Here is a 16,293-nt window from a genome sequence, read left to right as displayed (position 1 = left end):
ATCCGACTTTTCAGCCGCCTTGTAGCGGCGCCGATTTCATCCGCCGGCCGTCTCGCCGGCACCCTGGATTGCCACCATGAATTTTCCGACCGTCCCCGCCGGGGAACGCGCGCCCCTGCGCGCCTTCGCCTTGCGTCCGCTGGCACTTGCCTGCCTGTCTGTCCTGCCCCTGGCCTTGCCCGCCGCAGTCCGCGCGCAGGCCGCCCCCGACACCGCCACGCTGTCGCCCGTCATCATCACCGCCAACCCACTGGGCAGCGACGCGCTGGCCTCGCCTTCTACGGTCCTTCAAGGGCAGGAGCTGGATCTGCGGCGCGGCTCCAACCTGGGTGAAACACTGAACGGGCTGCCCGGTGTGTCCACCACCAGCTATGGCCCCATGGTGGGCCGACCCATCATCCGCGGGCTGGATGGAGACCGCATCCGTTTGCTGAACAACGGCGTCGGCACGCTGGACGCGTCCTCGCTGTCGTTTGATCACGCCGTGCCGCAAGACCCGTTATCGACCAACCGCGTCGAGATCCTGCGCGGGCCCGCCGCCCTGCTGTATGGCGGCAACGCCATCGGCGGCGTCGTCAACACGCTGGACAACCGCATCCCCACCGAACCCATCGATGGCATCCATGGCGACGTGGGCGGCAGTTATGGCGGCGCCAACAATGACCGCAACGGCGCCGTCCAACTGGAAGGCGGCGACGGCACCTTCGCCATCCATGCGGACGTCTTCGGCCGCAAGACCGGCACGCTGCGCATTCCCGGCTACGCCCGCACCGCCACGCAGCGCGCCGCCGACGGCCCCGACGCCGACCAGCCCCGCGATCGCCTGCCCAACAGCGACGGCGAGGCCAGCGGCGGCGCGCTGGGCATGTCCTGGACCGGCGAACACGGCTACGCCGGCCTGTCCTACAGCGGTTACGACTCCAATTACGGTTCGGTCGCCGAAGCCGACGTGCGCCTCAAGATGCACCAGGAACGCTTCGGCCTGGCCGGTGAACTGCGCGACCTGACCGGTCCGTTCCAGAGCATCAAGCTGAACTTCGCCTATACCGACTACCAGCACAAGGAAATCGAAGATGGCGAAACCGGCACGGTTTTCAAGAACCGCGGTTATGAGGCGCGCCTTGAAGCCCGGCACGCCGACATTGGCCCGCTGCACGGCGTGGTCGGGCTGCAACTGGGCCAGACGCGCTTTTCGGCATTGGGAGACGAAGCGCTGGTGCCGACCACCGACACCGATTCCGCCGCCCTTTTCGCGCTTGAGGAATGGAACCTGACCGAGCGCCTGACGCTGTCGGCCGGCGCCCGCATGGATCACACGCGGCTAAGCCCGGCAGCGGGCGGCAACGACCGGTTCGACGATTCGGCCCGCCGCAGCTTCACAGCAGGCAGTTTTTCGCTGGGCGGCATCTACAAGCTGACCCCGGTCTGGTCGCTGGCGGCCAACGGCGCCTACACCGAACGCGCACCGACGTTCTATGAGCTGTACGCCAACGGCCCGCACGCCGCCACCGGCCAATATCTGGTCGGAGACCAGAACCTGGGCAAGGAGCGCGCCTGGTCCGGCGATTTGTCGTTGCGATACAAGGACGGCACGGATCACGGCAGCGTGGGCGTGTTCTACAGCAGCTTCGCCAACTATCTGGCAGAGACGAACACCGGCCGCTATCGGAACGACGATGGCGACGTGGTGGCAGCCGGCGACGACGGCGCCCTGCCCGAGGCGCGCTACCAGGGTGTCTCCGCACGCCTGTACGGCCTGGAGGCGGAAAACGTCACCCGCATCCTGCAGCGCGACGGCCACGCGCTGGATTTGGGCCTGTCGGGCGACTACACGGTATCGCGTAACCGGGATACCGGGCGCTCGTTGCCCCGCATCCCTCCGTTGCGCCTGCGCGTGGCGCTGGATTACGGCTATGGCCCGTATAGCGCGGGCGTGAGCGTGTCCAAGGCGTTCGCCCAGCACGACCACCCCGCCAACGACACGTCCACGCCCGGCTATTACAGCCTGGACGCCAACGCCGGTTACCGGTTCAAGGCCACCGGGGTGCAATGGCAGGCCTACGTGCGCGGCATCAACCTGACTAACCAGGACATCCGTTACGCGACCTCGGTGCTGCGCGACGTGGCCCCCGAAGGTGGCCGCGCCGTGATGGTCGGCCTGCGCGGCAGCTTCTGACAGGCCTATTTGCTGTGGCCGTTACGTTTCGCCCGGGGCGCGGCGTAACGGCAGCGTCCAAATAATGCTGCATTGCACTACAAATGTAATGAAACTTTATTCCATTATAATTTGCGAGCATCCGGGGCGTGCGCCCGCCGGATGCACCCCTTTCCGCCGGCTTGCCCCCTCTGGGCAAAGCCATGCCGCCCACTCCGATTTTTGAAGTGACGTAATGACTCCGCCCACGCGAAAAGTCCGAATTGCCAATTTCAGCATTCCCGTTTTCCTGTCAGCCCCCCTTCTGGCCCTGACCCTTTCCTGGATTCCCGGCGCCGCCCAGGCGTCCATCCCCGCCGAGCAAGCCCGCCCGACGCTCAGCGGCCTGCGCCTGGCGCAAGAGCCCACCGTTCCCACCCTGCGTGAACGCGTCGTGCAAGCCGGCCTGGACGCCATCGGTACCCCCTACAGCTGGGGCGGCGACGACGCCGAAGGCTTCGATTGCAGCGGCCTCGTCCTGTACGTGTTCCGCGAAATCGCCGGACTCGAACTCCCCCGCACGGCACGCGCGCAGCGCACCGAAGGGGAATCCGTGTCCAACAAGAAAGAACTGCGTCCCGGTGACCTGGTGTTCTTCGCCACGCGCGGGCGCGGCGTGACGTCGCACGTCGGCATCTATATCGGCCAGAACAAGTTCGTCCACGCGCCGCGGCGCGGCACGAAGGTGCGTGTCGACGAAATGAAGAATCCTTACTGGACCAAGCGCTACGTCGGCGCGCGGCGCTACCTGGATTCGACGCAGGGCCAGATGCTGGCCCAGGCATCGCGCTAAGCGCGACTGCTGCAAGTCCAGGCGGAAAAAAGGCGCCTGCCGGGCGCCTTTCCTGGGAACATCGACGAGCCTGCCGCGGGCATTACCCGCCGCGGGCCGTTTGCGCGTTCAGCCGCGGCCCACGAAAGGCATGTTCGTCGCCATGATCGTCATGAACTGCACGTTGGCCTCCAGCGGCAGGCGCGCCATGGCGGCAACCGCCTGCGCCACATGCGCCACGTCCATCCGGGGCTCGACCTTCGTGCTGCCGTCCGCCTGCAGGATGCCGGCCGCCATGCGCTCGGTCATGTCGGTAGCGGCATTGCCGATGTCGATCTGGCCGCAGGCAATGCTATAGGGCCGGCAATCCAGCGAAATCGATTTGGTCAGCCCTGTCACCGCGTGCTTGGTCGCCGTATAGGCGATGGAGAACGGACGCGGCGCGTGCGATGAGATCGAACCGTTATTGATGATGCGGCCGCCTTGCGGCGTTTGCGCCTTCATGATGCGGATGGCGGCTTGCGCGCACAGGAACATACCCGTCAGGTTGGTGTCGACGACGTCGCGCCAAACCGCTACCGGCAATTCCTCAATGGGCATCGCCGGCGCACCGCGGCCCGCATTGTTGAACAGCACGTCCAGCCGGCCGTATTCGCGCTGCGCCGTGTCGAACAGATCACGCACGGCGTTCTCGTCCGTCACGTCGGTAGGCACGACCAGCGCTCTCACGCCGTCTTCGCCTGCGGCAGTGCGGGTGGCTTCCAGCGGCTCGCGGCGGCGGCCGGCCAACACCACGCGATAGCCCTGGGCCAGGAATTCCAGCGCCACGGCGCGTCCAATTCCTGTGCCGGCGCCGGTCACCAGGGCAACGCGGGGCGGTTCGATCTCGTTCGTATGCATCGGATTCTCCTTGTTCTCAACCGCCGTGATCCTACCGCAATCATTGTCCCGATGCTGCAAGCAAAGTTAGCAGCGTCGACACACTTTCGCCCCCTGCCACGCAAGCAAAAGAAACGCGGATGCGCGCACTCAAGCCGACGATTTCGCGTTGATCTGTCACAAGTCTTTATATAATTTATGGAAATTAGCTTATTACTCAAAATCCAATAACATTCCTCGGAGCAGGCAACCATGACCCCACGGTCCCTTCCGCGTGCGTTAGCGCTTGGCGCGCTGATCGCCGCAGCCACCAGCGCCCAAGCCGCGCCTGACGGCAAACAGATCAGCACCCAGGGGGCCAATGGCGCACCCGCCTGTATCACCTGTCATGGCGCCCGGGGCGAGGGCAACCCCGCCGCGGGCTTTCCGCAACTGGCCGGCATCGGCGCCAAGTACCTGGCAGAGCAATTGGAAGCCATGGCCAACGGCTCGCGCGTCAGCCCCGTCATGGCGGCAACGGCCAAGGCCCTGGACCCGGCGCAGCAACAAGCGGTGGCAAGCTACTACGCCAGCCTGCCCTCCCCGCTGAACATCGACCGCCTGGCCGCCACCGCCATGCACCCCGTCAAGCCTGCCGATACCGGCGCCTGGCTGGCCACGCGCGGCGCCTGGGACAAGAACGTACCCGCCTGTAATCAATGCCACGGTCCTGGCGGCATCGGCGTGGGCGACAACTTCCCGGGTCTGGCGGGCCAACCCGCGGCCTACATCGCCGGCCAATTGCGTGCGTGGCGGCAAGGCCAGCGCCCGCCCGGCCCGCTGGCCCTGATGCCTGCCGTCGCCACCCGCCTGACCGACGCCGAAATCAACGCCGTGTCGGCCTACTACGCCGGCCTGCCCAAAGCCGCCGACCTGCTTGCCGCGCAAGGCGGCGCTGCCGAGGGGACCAAGCAATGATCCGCTTCCCGCTTTTCCGCCTGGGGTCCGTTGCCGCCTGTCTGGCGTTCTCGGCCACGGCGCTTGCCGCCGATCCCCGCCCCGCCTTCACGCCGCCTTCGGCGGCATCGCTCCCAGACACCGAGTTCGGCAAGATCGTGCGCCAGGGTGAACAGATCTTCCTGCACACGCCGCAGATGGCCGGCAAGTTCGTCGGCAACGACCTGAACTGCGCCAGTTGCCACCTGGATGCCGGACGCCGCCCCGATTCCGCGCCCATGTGGGCGGCCTACGTCCTGTATCCCGCGTATCGGGCGAAGAACGAACACGTCAATACCCTGGCCGAACGCCTGCAAGGCTGTTTCCGCTTCAGCATGAACGGCAAGGCGCCCGCCGCCGACGATCCCACGCTGACGGCGCTGCAAAGCTACATGTTCTGGCTGGCCAGCAAGGCGCCCACCGGCGTAGTGCTCGAAGGCCAGGGTTACCGCAAGCTGCCGGCGCCGGCCCAAAAGGCCGATTACGTGCGCGGCAGCGAGGTGTACGGCCAATATTGCGCCGTGTGCCACGGCGCAGACGGCCAGGGCCAGAAGAACGGCAAGCACTGGGTGTTTCCGGCATTGTGGGGCGCCGACTCATTCAACTGGGGCGCGGGCATGCATCAGATCGGCAACGCCGCCGGCTTCATCAAGGCCAACATGCCGCTGGGCCAGGCCGGCATGCTGAGCGACCAGGAAGCCTGGGATGTGGCCTATTTCATGAACGCGCATGAACGCCCGCAGGATCCGCGCTACGCAGGGTCCGTCGCAGCCACGCGGGCGAAGTATCACGATTCGGACGATTCGCTCTACGGCATCGAAATCAACGGGCATTTGCTGGGCAGCGATTCCCCGGCGCCGGGCGGCAAGCTGATCCAGGCCGCCGCCAAACCCGCCGGCTGACAGGCAGGCGGTCGCCGCGCAGCCGCGTGGCACGCATAAATCGCATGGCCCGACAGCGGGTTTTCCCCCTGCCGGGCCGCGCGATTTGCTAGACTTCCGGTCTTAGCATCACACGCCGGTCATATTCATGCACGCCAACCCCGGAAACGTCTTCATGGTCGTCGCGCCCAGCGGCGCGGGCAAGTCCAGCCTGGTCAAGGCCTTGCTCCAGCAAGACCCTTCCATCGAGCTTTCCATTTCCTGCACCACGCGCGCGCCCCGTCCGGGCGAAGAAGACGGCCGTGAATACCGCTTCGTGACGCCTGACGACTTCAAGCGCATGCGCGACGATCAGAACCTGCTGGAATGGGCGGAAGTCCACGGCAATTTCTACGGCACGCCGCGCGACCGTATCGACGCCGCTACCCGCGAAGGCCGTGACGTTCTGCTCGAGATCGATTGGCAAGGCGCCCGCCAGGTCAAGCAACGTTTCCCCAGTGCAATCGGTATTTTCGTGCTGCCGCCGTCCATCGATGAACTCGAAAGCCGGCTCAAGGCGCGGGGCCAGGATGCGCCCCAGGTGATCGCGCGCCGACTCATGGCCGCGGGCGGCGAAATCGCCCACGCGCCTGAATGCGAATATGTTATTATTAATCAAGAATTTAGCGTAGCCTTGTCGGAACTGATACAAATCGTCAGTGCCGCACGGCTACGCTTTTCGTCTCAGGCCGCCCGCCACGCCGAGTTGTTCTCGCAACTTGGCATCCCGGCCGAGCACTGAGCCGAACGCATTCTCCCTATCATCCATCAGCACCAGGTGTCCTAATGGCTCGCATTACCGTCGAAGACTGTCTGAATCAAATCCCCAACCGTTTCAAGCTCACGCTGGCCGCGACGTATCGCGCTCGCGAGTTGGCCCAGGGCCATGCCCCGCGCCTGGACAGCAAAGACAAGCCCACGGTCACTGCACTGCGCGAAATCGCGGGCGGCCTAACCGGCGTGGAAATGCTGCGTAAAGTTCCCACCTGATAGTCTCCGGGGGGCGGCAAGCATGGCTTTTCCCGGGCTGAAGTACGCTTCATCTGGTCTGCTTGCCGCACTACGTGCCGGCTCCCGTCTTGGGCGCCGCACGGGCAAGAAAGACAAAAAACTCGCTACGCCACCGTCCGTCGCCGCGCAAGAAGCGGCGGACGCAACCGCCTCGCCGGTTGCTTCGCTGGCACCGCTGACCGAAATCATCGGCAGCTATCTCGACAAGAAAGATGTAGAGCGCGTGCGCGAAGCCTATCGCTTCGCGGACCAGGCGCATCTGGGCCAGTTCCGCGCCAGCGGTTCACCCTATATCTCGCATCCCATCGCCGTCACTGAAATCTGCGCAGGCTGGAAGCTCGACGTCAACGCGTTGTCGGCCGCCCTGCTGCACGACGTGATGGAAGATCAAGGCATCGCCAAGCACGAACTGGCCGAGAAATTCGGCCCGGAAGTCGCTGAACTGGTCGATGGCCTGTCCAAGCTGGACCGCCTCGACTTCGCCACCAAGGCCGAACAACAGGCCGAGAGCTTCCGCAAGATGCTGCTGGCGATGGCGCGCGACGTGCGCGTCATCCTCATCAAGCTGGCCGACCGCCTGCACAACATGCGCACGCTGGACGCGGTCAATCCGGAGAAACGCCGGCGCATCGCCCGCGAAACCCTGGACATCTACGCGCCCATCGCCCATCGCCTGGGCTTGAACCTGCTGTTTCGCGAACTGCAGGACTTGTGCTTCGCGGCCATGTACCCGAACCGCTACCAGGTGCTGTACAAGGCCGTGCTGGCGGCGCGCGGCAACCGTCGCGAAGTCATCACAAAGATCGCCGATTCGGTCCGCGCCTCGCTGCCCGCCGCCGGTATCGAAGCCGAAGTCACCGGCCGCGAGAAAACGCTCTATGGCATCTATCGCAAGATGGTCGACCAGAAGAAGTCGTTTTCCGATGTCCTGGACATCTACGGCTTTCGCGTCATCGTCCATACCCTGCCCGAGTGCTATCTGGCCCTGGGCACCCTGCACCAGCTGTATCGCCCGGTGCCCGGCAAGTTCAAGGACTACATCGCCATTCCCAAGGTGAACGGCTACCAGTCCTTGCACACGACGCTGGTGGGCCCCTACGGCACGCCGGTGGAATTCCAGTTCCGCACGCGCGACATGCATCATGTGGCCGAGGAAGGCGTGGCGTCGCACTGGCTCTACAAGGGCGCCGACCTGACCCTGAACGACCTGCAAAAACGCACGCACCAGTGGCTGCAGTCCCTGCTGGACATCCAGAGCCAGACGGGCGATTCCGGTGAATTCCTGGAACACGTCAAAGTCGACCTGTTCCCGGACGCCGTGTACGTGTTCACGCCGCGCGGCAAGATCATTTCCCTGCCCCGTGGCGCGACGCCAGTGGACTTCGCCTATGCGATCCACACCGACATCGGCAACCAGGCGGTGGCCGCCAAGGTCAACGGCGAGTTCGTGCCGTTGCGCACCGAGTTGAACAGCGGCGACACGGTGGAAATCGTGACCTCGCCGGCATCGCGCCCCAATGCGCAATGGCTCAACTATGTGCGCACGGGCCGTGCCCGCTCTGAAATCCGCCACTACCTTCGCACCGTCAAGTACGAAGAATCGGTGGCCTTCGGCGAACGCCTGCTTAGCCAGGCGATGCAAGAGCTGCACATGCCGATGCCCGCCACCGACGACCCGGCCTGGCAAAAACTGGCGCGCAGCACCGGCGCCAGTTCGCGCGAGGAAATCCTGGCCGATATCGGATTGGGCAAGCGCCTGGCAGCCGTGGTTGCACGCCGCTTTGCGCCGGAGCACCAACTGGTCGCCACGACCGCTGCCGCGGTGGACGAACTAACCTCGGCGCGCAGCGCCCCCATCCTGATCCAGGGCAACGAAGGCCAGGCCGTGCAGTTGGCGCCTTGCTGCGGTCCGCTGCCCGGTGACCCGATCGTGGCGGGCATGCGCATGGGACATGGGCTGGTGGTGCACACTGCCGACTGCCCCGTTGCCATGCGCCAGCGCCTGCGCGAACCGGAACGCTGGATCAACGTAGGCTGGGACGCGCACACGGCCAAGCACCTGGCGACCCGCCTGGACATCGTCACGCGCAACGAACGCGGGGTGCTGGGTCGCCTGGCGGCCGAAGTCACGGCCGCCGACGCGAACATCATGCACGTCACGATGCACGACGACGCGGTGTCCACGGTGTCTTTGCATCTGACGATCCAGGTCGACAGCCGCAAGCATCTGGCCCAGGTCATCCGCGCCATCCGCCACGTGCCCCAGGTGCAGAAGATTGTCCGGGTGAAGGGCTAAGTCCTTTCGTCCAGGCGTAAAAAAACCGGCGCTTGCGCCGGCTTTTTTTACGTTTAACACCCCTTCATGCCACGTGCTGCAGAAAATCCTTCAGGCGTTGGCTGGGCGGGTTGCTCAGCAATTCCGCGGGCGGCCCATCATGCGCGATCTTGCCGGCGTCGATGAAGATCAGTCGGCTGCCGACCTTGCGCGCGAATTCCATTTCGTGCGTGACGACAACCATCGTCATGCCCTCTTCCGCCAGATCGCGCATGACCTTCAGCACTTCATGGCGCAGTTCGGGATCCAGCGCGGAGGTGGGCTCGTCGAACAGCATCAGCTTGGGCTTGATGGCCAGCGCCCGGGCAATGGCCACGCGCTGCTGCTGGCCACCGGATAGCTCTGCCGGATAGTGGTGCATGCGTTCGCCCAGCCCCACCTTGTCCAGCAGCCCCTCGGCCAGCTTGCGCGCTTCGCCCCGGTCTTGCCCGCGCGTATGCACCGGGCCGAACATGACGTTCTCCAGCGCGGTCATCTGCGGGAACAGGTTGAACTGCTGGAACACCATGCCGGCCTCGCGGCGGATCTCGCGCACCTGGGCGGAATCGCCCTTCACGCTAAGTCCGTCGACGAGCAGGTCGCCGCCATTGATCGTTTCCAGCACGTTAATGCACCGCAGGAACGTGGACTTGCCCGAGCCCGACGGCCCGACCACCACCACGACCTCGCCCGCGTCGATGTTCAGCGAGATGCCGTTGAGCACCATGGATTCGCCGAAGTTCTTGGTGACGTTATGAAATTCAACCATGCTCATAGTATGCGCATCCTCTTTTCCACCAGGTGCAGGCCCAGCGCCATCAGGCCGGTCAGGATCAGGTAGACGATCGCGACGGCCGACCAGATTTCAACGGCGCGGAAGTTGCTGGCCATGATTTCCTGGCCCTGGCGCGTCAGTTCCGCCACGCCGATCACGATGAACAGCGAGGAATCCTTCAGGCTGATGATGCACTGGTTGCCCAGCGGCGGGATCATGCGGCGAAACGCCACCGGCCCGATGATGTGGAACAGGATCTTGTGGAACGGCAGGCCCATTGCCTGGCCCGCTTCCTTCAGGCCCTTGTGCACCGACAGCAGCGCACCGCGCACGATCTCGGAAATGTAGGCGCCCGAGTTGATGATGAGCGTGACGATGGCGGCCCACTCCGCATCCACGCGGATGTTGACCAGCAGCGGCAAGGCGAAGTAGATGAACATCACCTGCACGACGATCGGCGTGCCGCGGATGACCGCGACATAGACCTGCGCGATGGCCGACAGGACCGGATGCCCATAAGCCCGCGTCACGCCCGACAACGCGCCCAGCAGGAAACCGCCGAACAAGCCCCAGAACGTGATCTTGATGGTCATCAGCGTACCCTCAAGCAGATTGGGTAACGCGTCTTGAATTACACCCCAGTCAAACTCCACGATATTCCCCCTATGGCGCCATCTTGCGCCGCATCATGGCGGGTCCTGCCCGCCGGCGGAAACGGCGCGGGGCCGTCCGCCGGCGTCCGGCGCTCCGGTCAGGAACGTCCGGAGCCCGTTACCGGCGGGCGGCCCCGAATGCAAAGCGACTTCGCATCAATTACGGCTTCTTGCCGAACCACTTTTCGTAGATGGCGTCGTACTGGCCGTTAGCCTTCAGGGTGGCCAGCGCCTTGTTCACCTGCGGGACCAGTTCGCTGCCCTTGGGGAAGGCGATGCCGTAGAAGTCGCCGCTCTTGACCGAGCCGACCACCTTCACACGGCCCTTGCCCGCCGTATTGGCGTAGTACTGGACGTTGGGCGTATCGTGCACGGCGGCGTCCACCCGGCCCGTGGCCAGTTCAAGGTAGGCGTTGTCGATGTTCGGGAAGAGCTTGAGCTTGGCGTCCGGCACCTGCGCCTTCAGGAAGTCCACCGTGGCGGTGCCGGTCTTGACGGCGACGGTCTTGCCGGCCAGGGACTTGGCGTCCTTGATGTCGGTGTTCTTCTCGCCCACCAGGATGGCCAGGCCGCTTTCATAGTAGGGATCAGAGAAGTCGATGACCTTCTTGCGGTCGTCGCGGATCGTGATGCCTGCCAGCGCGGCGTCGATGTTCTTCGTCTGCAGGCCCGGGATGATGCCGTTGAAGTCCATCGGCTGCAGCTTGTACTTCAGGTTGAGTTCCTTGGCGACCGCTGCCCAAAGATCCACGTCGAAGCCCACGTAGGTATTACCCTGCTTGAATTCGAACGGCACGAAAGCGGTATCGGTGGCCACCACCAATTCCTTGCCTTGGGCCTGCGCGCCGGAGACGGCGCCGAACATGGCCACGGACAGGCCGACCAAGGCGGCGGCGACTTTACGTTTGATCATGAAACTCTCCTCTTGGGGACCGTCGGCACCCCGGGGTTGTTGTAGGGGCATGATTCCTGGGCTACGCCGGGGTCTCCGGTGCAACTTATTGGGGATCTTAACGCATCCGTCCCCACCCGAGAGAGCTTAGAAAAATTACAATCCCCATGACACCCGGAGAATCCCCATGCCCTACAAATATGTACGCATTGCCGGAAATCGGCGCCAGGTCGGTCAGGCGCTGGGCAAGCTGGCCCGTCCCCTCATGTCGGCGTATTTGAACCAAAGCGGCACCTGGGAAGCCCTGCGCCCGTGGCGCGGCCATGCCTATGTCGCCGAGCTTGGGCAGCAGGCCCGGGCGGCGCTGCCGCAGGTCTGGGAAGAGCTTGAGGGCTTGGCTGACGGGCTGCGCATGCCGGTCGAAGACGTGCTGCTGTGGAACTGCCGCGGCGACCTGCTGCACAGCACGGGGGACGGCTGCACCTCGGTCGCCCTGAGGGCGGCGGACGGGTCACGCTGGATCGGCCACAACGAAGACGGCGACCCCTATCTATACGGGCGCTGCCACCTGGTGGACGTGGCCCTGGACGACGCGCCGGGCTATCTCAGCTTCTATTACCCCGGCTCGCTGCCAGGCCATACCTTCGGGGCCAACCGGGCCGGCCTGGTGCAAACGATCAACAACCTGCGCACCCGCCAGCGCCATGCCGGCGTGCCGCGCATGCTGCTGGCGCGCGCCGTGCTGGATTGCACGACGCTGGACGAAGCCACCGACCTGTTACGCGACACGCCGCGTTCCGGCGGCTTTCACCATACGCTGGGCAGCGCATCGGACCCGCGCCTGATCAGCGCCGAGGTCACGCCCGGCGCGGTCTCTTTTTTGGAGATCGGCACGCGCTACGGCCATGCCAACCACATGGTGCACCGGGAAACCCGCGGCCAGCCGCAAGTGATCACCGAATCGTCGCGTGAACGGCAGAACCGGATCGACGGGATCGTGGACGGCTGGTCGCCCGAGACCGATAGCACGGACCTGCTGGCCGCGCTGCACGACACGTTGGGCGCCCTGCCCATCCTGCGCACGGACGCCAAAGACCCCGACGGCGAAAATACGCTGGCAACCGCTGTCTTTGAAATCCGGGACGAGGAAGTGGCCTTGCGGGTGTACGACCGCAAGACCAAGGCCGATATCGCGTTGGACGTGATGTCCGACCCCGATTGATCGGAGCCGGACATCGGCGGCGGCCTTACAGCGCGCCGTAACCGCCCCCGCCCGGGGTTTCCACGACGAACACATCGCCTGGATGCAGCTGGGCGCTGTCTTGCGGGCCAAGCTCCTGGATGGAACCGTCGACGCGTTCGACCGAATTGCGCCCCATAGACCCCGGTTGCCCGCCCCCCAGGCCGAACGGCGCAAACCGGCGGTTGTTGGACAGGATGGCCGCCGTCATGTCTTCCAGGAAGCGGATGCGGCGCACGCCGCCTTCGCCGCCCGGATAGCGGCCCGCGCCGCCCGAGCCCTTGCGGATCTCGTAGGACTCCAGCCGGACGGGGAACCGGAACTCCAGCACTTCGGGATCCGTCAGGCGCGAATTGGTCATGTGCGCCTGCACGACGGACGTGCCCGCGAAGCCCTCGTCATGCGGACCCGCGGCGTCGATGCGCACCGGACCCGCGCCCGTGCCGCCCGAGATGGTCTCGTAGTACTGGTGGCGGGCGTTGCCGAACGTGAAGTTGTTCATCGTGCCCTGGCTGGCCGCCAGCACGCCCAGCGCGCCGTACAGCGCGTTGACGATGCACATGGACGTCTCGACATTGCCCGCCACGACTGACGCCGGAGGATTCGGGCGCAGCATCGAGCCTTCCGGCACGATGATGGACAGCGGCACGAGGCAGCCGTCGTTCAGCGGGATGTCGTCGTTGACCATGGTCCGGAACACATACAGCACCGCGGCCACGGCGATCGCCCCGGGCGCATTGAAGTTGTTGTCCAACTGCGCCGAGGTGCCGGTGAAATCCACCACGGCGCTGCGCGCCTCGGTATCCACCCTGACCGCCACGCGGATGACCGCGCCGTTGTCCAGCGGGTATTCGTAGCTGCCATCCTTCAGGACCGAAATCACGCGGCGGACCGCCTCTTCGGCATTGTCCTGCACGTGGCCCATGTAGGCGCGCACGACGTCCAGCCCGAAGTGGTCGCACATGCGCAGCAGCTCTTGCACGCCCTTTTCGTTGGCGGCGATCTGCGCGTGCATGTCAGCGATGTTCTGGTCCGGATTGCGCGCCGGCCAGCGGCCCGAGCCCAGGATGTCCCGGGCGGCCTGTTCGCGGAATTCGCCGTTCTTCACCAACTGGAAGTTGGTGAACAGCACGCCTTCGTCTTCCACCGTCTTGGAGTCCGGCGGCATCGAACCGGGGGTCGTGCCGCCGATATCGGCGTGGTGCCCGCGCGAACCCACATAGAACAGAATCTGGCGCCCGTCGTGATCGAACACCGGCGTGATGACGGTGACGTCCGGCAAGTGCGTGCCGCCGTGGTAGGGATCGTTCACGACGTAGGCGTCGCCGGGCATCATGCGCCCGGCGTTCGCGTTCATGACCGTACGCACGGACTCGCCCATCGATCCCAGGTGCACCGGCATGTGGGGCGCATTGGCGATCAGGCGGGCCTGCGCGTCGAAAATGGCGCAGGAAAAATCCAGACGTTCCTTGATGTTGACCGAATAAGCGGTGTTCTGCAGCCGGTAACCCATCTGCTCGGCGATCGACATGAACAGGTTGTTGAACACCTCCAGCATGACCGGGTCGGCCTGCGTGCCGACCACGCGGCGTTCCTTGCGGACTTCGACGCGCCGGATCACGAAATGGTCCTGCAGCGTCAACTCGGCCTGCCAGCCCGGTTCGACCACGGTGGTCTGGTTGGGCTCGGAAATGATGGCGGGACCCGCCACCACGTCACCGCCCGCCATGTCTTCGCGCACAAACAAGGGCGTGTCGCGCCAGGCCCCGGCGCTGTACATGCTGACCACGCGACGCGGCGTCAGCGCGCCTTCGCGGGTGCGCGACACCGAGGCTTCGCCGACGCGTTCGCCGCCGCCCGTGGCTTCCACCGAGATGGTTTCAACCACCAGTTCGCGATTGGGCATCAGGAAGGAATAGCGTTGGCGATACGCCGCTTCGAAGTCGCTGCGCGCCTGCTCCAGGTCCGAGAACGCGACTTCCAGCGCGGTGTCGGTACCGCGGTACTTCAGGTGCAGCCGGCGTTGGACGCTGATGTCGCCGTCAGGCACGTGCTGACGGCGCAGTTCACCCACCGCTTGCCCGGCCAATTCATCCAGTTCGTCTTTCAGCTGGCCCATCAGGCCCGCGTCCAGCACCTTTTCCACGGTCTTCTGGCGCATGTCCGTCTGGTCGGCCAGCCCCATGCCATAGGCCGACAGCACGCCACCCAGCGGGTGCGCGAAAACCGTCGTCATGCCCAGGGCATCGGCCACCAGGCAGGCATGCTGGCCACCGGCGCCGCCGAATACGGTCAGCGCGTATTCCGTGACGTCGTGGCCGCGCTGCACCGAAATGCGCTTGATGGCTTCCGCCATATTGCCCACGGCGATCTCGAGAAAGCCTTCGGCCAATTGCTCCGGCGACATCTCGCGGCCGGTCGCGGCGCGCACCTCGTCGGACATGGCGGTAAAGCGCTGGACCACGGCATCGCGGTCCAGCGCTTCGTTGGCCTCGGGGCCGAACACCTTGGGGAAGAAATCCGGCTGGATCTTGCCCAGCAGCACGTTGCAGTCGGTCACGGCCAGCGGGCCGCCCCGGCGATAGCAGGCGGGTCCGGGGTTGGCCCCTGCGGAATCGGGCCCCACGCGCAAACGCGCGCCGTCAAAATGCAGGATCGACCCGCCGCCAGCAGCCACCGTATGGATGCTCATCATGGGCGCGCGCATGCGCACGCCCGCCACCTGCGTTTCGAACTCGCGCTCGAACTCACCCGCGTAATGGGACACGTCGGTCGAGGTGCCGCCCATGTCGAAACCGATCACCTTCGGGAAGCCGGCGATTTCGCTGGTGCGCACCATGCCCACGATGCCGCCGGCCGGCCCGGACAAGATCGCGTCCTTGCCGCGGAAGCGGTGCGCGTCGGTCAGGCCGCCGCTGGATTGCATGAACATGAGGCGGATGCCCGGCAGTTCGCCGGCCACCTGGTCCACATAGCGCTTGAGGATGGGAGACAGGTAAGCGTCCACCACCGTGGTGTCGCCACGCGAGACGAATTTGATCAGCGGGCTGACCTCGTGCGAAGCCGAAACCTGCGTGAACCCGATGTCGCGGGCGATGCGGGCGGCGCGCTGTTCGTGCGCGGTGGCGTGCCAGGCGTGCATGAAGACGATCGCGACCGCGCGAATGCCGCTGTCATACGCCGCCTGCATGCTCAGGCGCAGGCCGGCCTCGTCCAGGTCGCGGATGACCTCGCCATCGGCCGCCACGCGCTCATCGGCCTCCACGACGGATTCGTACAGCATTTCCGGCAGCATCACGTTGCGGTCAAACAGCCGTGGCCGGTTCTGGTAGGCGATGCGCAAGCCATCGCGAAAGCCTCGGGTGGTGACCAGCAAGGTGCGTTCGCCCTTGCGTTCCAGCAAGGCGTTGGTCGCGACGGTGGTCCCCATCTTCACGCATTCGACCTGCTCGACCGGCACCGGCTGGCCGGGCGCCACGCCCAGCAGCTTGCGGATGCCGGCCACCGCCGCGTCGCGGTACTGCTCGGGGTTCTCCGACAGCATCTTCGCCGTGGTGGTGGTGCCATCGGGGCGGCGCGCCACGATGTCGGTGAAGGTGCCCCCACGATCAATCCAGAATTGCCACTTCTTCATACATGTCCTTGAAAACGAACGGCCACGGCGCGTA

General features: G+C 65.3%; 13 protein-coding genes. 8 read left to right on the top strand and 5 right to left on the bottom strand.

All coding sequences use genetic code 11. From position 1 onward, the window contains the following. Window positions 1–76 precede the first annotated feature (76 nt). Window positions 77–2,176 carry a TonB-dependent receptor gene (locus tag CEY09_RS01800; protein WP_088587312.1) on the top strand — a complete coding sequence of 700 codons (2,100 nt, stop codon included), beginning with the start codon at window positions 77–79 and terminating at the stop codon, window positions 2,174–2,176. A gap of 214 nt (window positions 2,177–2,390) precedes the next feature. After that, entirely contained in the window at window positions 2,391–2,987 is a 597-nt protein-coding gene (locus CEY09_RS01795; RefSeq protein WP_088587311.1) for a C40 family peptidase, read from the top strand. A gap of 108 nt (window positions 2,988–3,095) precedes the next feature. Here CEY09_RS01795 and CEY09_RS01790 read toward each other — a convergent pair whose 3' ends face one another. After that, window positions 3,096–3,866: an SDR family oxidoreductase gene (locus tag CEY09_RS01790; protein WP_006222236.1), complete on the bottom strand. Its 771-nt coding sequence runs from the start codon at window positions 3,864–3,866 to the stop codon at window positions 3,096–3,098. A 231-nt stretch (window positions 3,867–4,097) separates the two neighbouring features. Between CEY09_RS01790 and CEY09_RS01785 the strand changes: the two genes are divergently transcribed. The 5 genes from CEY09_RS01785 (at window position 4,098) to CEY09_RS01765 (ending at window position 9,047) form a co-directional block, all read left to right on the top strand. Continuing rightward, complete coding sequence (locus CEY09_RS01785) at window positions 4,098–4,802, top strand: c-type cytochrome (protein ID WP_088587310.1); 705 nt, start codon at window positions 4,098–4,100, stop codon at window positions 4,800–4,802. Further along, entirely contained in the window at window positions 4,799–5,722 is a 924-nt protein-coding gene (locus CEY09_RS01780) for a c-type cytochrome (RefSeq protein WP_088587309.1), read from the top strand. Before CEY09_RS01785 ends, CEY09_RS01780 begins: the two co-directional genes overlap by 4 nt. Before the next feature lie 127 nt (window positions 5,723–5,849). Next, entirely contained in the window at window positions 5,850–6,482 is a 633-nt protein-coding gene (gmk, locus tag CEY09_RS01775) for a guanylate kinase (protein WP_081533940.1), read from the top strand. 44 nt (window positions 6,483–6,526) lie between these two features. After that, window positions 6,527–6,730 (top strand): DNA-directed RNA polymerase subunit omega, encoded by a 204-nt coding sequence (rpoZ, locus tag CEY09_RS01770; protein ID WP_006219679.1) that lies wholly within the window; start codon window positions 6,527–6,529, stop codon window positions 6,728–6,730. Between the two features lie 22 nt (window positions 6,731–6,752). Then, entirely contained in the window at window positions 6,753–9,047 is a 2,295-nt protein-coding gene (locus tag CEY09_RS01765) for a RelA/SpoT family protein (protein ID WP_006222240.1), read from the top strand. A 64-nt stretch (window positions 9,048–9,111) separates the two neighbouring features. Here CEY09_RS01765 and glnQ read toward each other — a convergent pair whose 3' ends face one another. The 3 genes from glnQ to glnH form a co-directional block, all read right to left on the bottom strand. After that, window positions 9,112–9,840 carry a glutamine ABC transporter ATP-binding protein GlnQ gene (glnQ, locus tag CEY09_RS01760; protein ID WP_035212131.1) on the bottom strand — a complete coding sequence of 243 codons (729 nt, stop codon included), beginning with the start codon at window positions 9,838–9,840 and terminating at the stop codon, window positions 9,112–9,114. Continuing rightward, complete coding sequence (glnP, locus tag CEY09_RS01755) at window positions 9,837–10,493, bottom strand: glutamine ABC transporter permease GlnP (RefSeq protein ID WP_088587308.1); 657 nt, start codon at window positions 10,491–10,493, stop codon at window positions 9,837–9,839. The genes glnQ and glnP overlap by 4 nt, the downstream gene beginning before the upstream one ends. A 160-nt stretch (window positions 10,494–10,653) precedes the next feature. After that, window positions 10,654–11,406, bottom strand: a complete 753-nt coding sequence (glnH, locus tag CEY09_RS01750) for a glutamine ABC transporter substrate-binding protein GlnH (RefSeq protein ID WP_006222243.1) — start codon at window positions 11,404–11,406, stop codon at window positions 10,654–10,656. A gap of 166 nt (window positions 11,407–11,572) precedes the next feature. On the opposite strand from glnH, the gene CEY09_RS01745 reads away from it, so the two are divergent. Further along, window positions 11,573–12,607 carry a C45 family autoproteolytic acyltransferase/hydrolase gene (locus tag CEY09_RS01745; RefSeq protein WP_088587307.1) on the top strand — a complete coding sequence of 345 codons (1,035 nt, stop codon included), beginning with the start codon at window positions 11,573–11,575 and terminating at the stop codon, window positions 12,605–12,607. Between the two features lie 25 nt (window positions 12,608–12,632). Here CEY09_RS01745 and CEY09_RS01740 read toward each other — a convergent pair whose 3' ends face one another. Further along, a complete protein-coding gene (locus CEY09_RS01740) occupies window positions 12,633–16,259 on the bottom strand; it encodes a hydantoinase B/oxoprolinase family protein (protein ID WP_088587306.1) in 3,627 nt (1,208 codons plus the stop codon). Window positions 16,260–16,293 lie beyond the last annotated feature (34 nt).

Origin of the sequence: Achromobacter marplatensis (assembly GCF_002209535.1) — a bacterium.
Taxonomy (GTDB): Bacteria; Pseudomonadota; Gammaproteobacteria; order Burkholderiales; family Burkholderiaceae_B; genus Achromobacter; species Achromobacter marplatensis.
This window is presented reverse-complemented; position numbering and strand designations above follow the sequence as displayed.

What these genes read in the sequence shown, in the direction of transcription:
- CEY09_RS01780 (WP_088587309.1), top strand. Translation starts at nt 4,799, where the DNA reads ATGATCCGCTTCCCGCTTTTCCGCCTGGGGTCCGTTGCCGCCTGTCTG.
- CEY09_RS01795 (WP_088587311.1), top strand. Translation starts at nt 2,391, where the DNA reads ATGACTCCGCCCACGCGAAAAGTCCGAATTGCCAATTTCAGCATTCCC.
- glnH (WP_006222243.1), bottom strand. Translation starts at nt 11,406, where the DNA reads ATGATCAAACGTAAAGTCGCCGCCGCCTTGGTCGGCCTGTCCGTGGCC.
- gmk (WP_081533940.1), top strand. Translation starts at nt 5,850, where the DNA reads ATGCACGCCAACCCCGGAAACGTCTTCATGGTCGTCGCGCCCAGCGGC.
- CEY09_RS01790 (WP_006222236.1), bottom strand. Translation starts at nt 3,866, where the DNA reads ATGCATACGAACGAGATCGAACCGCCCCGCGTTGCCCTGGTGACCGGC.
- rpoZ (WP_006219679.1), top strand. Translation starts at nt 6,527, where the DNA reads ATGGCTCGCATTACCGTCGAAGACTGTCTGAATCAAATCCCCAACCGT.
- CEY09_RS01785 (WP_088587310.1), top strand. Translation starts at nt 4,098, where the DNA reads ATGACCCCACGGTCCCTTCCGCGTGCGTTAGCGCTTGGCGCGCTGATC.
- CEY09_RS01740 (WP_088587306.1), bottom strand. Translation starts at nt 16,259, where the DNA reads ATGAAGAAGTGGCAATTCTGGATTGATCGTGGGGGCACCTTCACCGAC.
- glnQ (WP_035212131.1), bottom strand. Translation starts at nt 9,840, where the DNA reads ATGAGCATGGTTGAATTTCATAACGTCACCAAGAACTTCGGCGAATCC.
- CEY09_RS01745 (WP_088587307.1), top strand. Translation starts at nt 11,573, where the DNA reads ATGCCCTACAAATATGTACGCATTGCCGGAAATCGGCGCCAGGTCGGT.
- CEY09_RS01765 (WP_006222240.1), top strand. Translation starts at nt 6,753, where the DNA reads ATGGCTTTTCCCGGGCTGAAGTACGCTTCATCTGGTCTGCTTGCCGCA.
- CEY09_RS01800 (WP_088587312.1), top strand. Translation starts at nt 77, where the DNA reads ATGAATTTTCCGACCGTCCCCGCCGGGGAACGCGCGCCCCTGCGCGCC.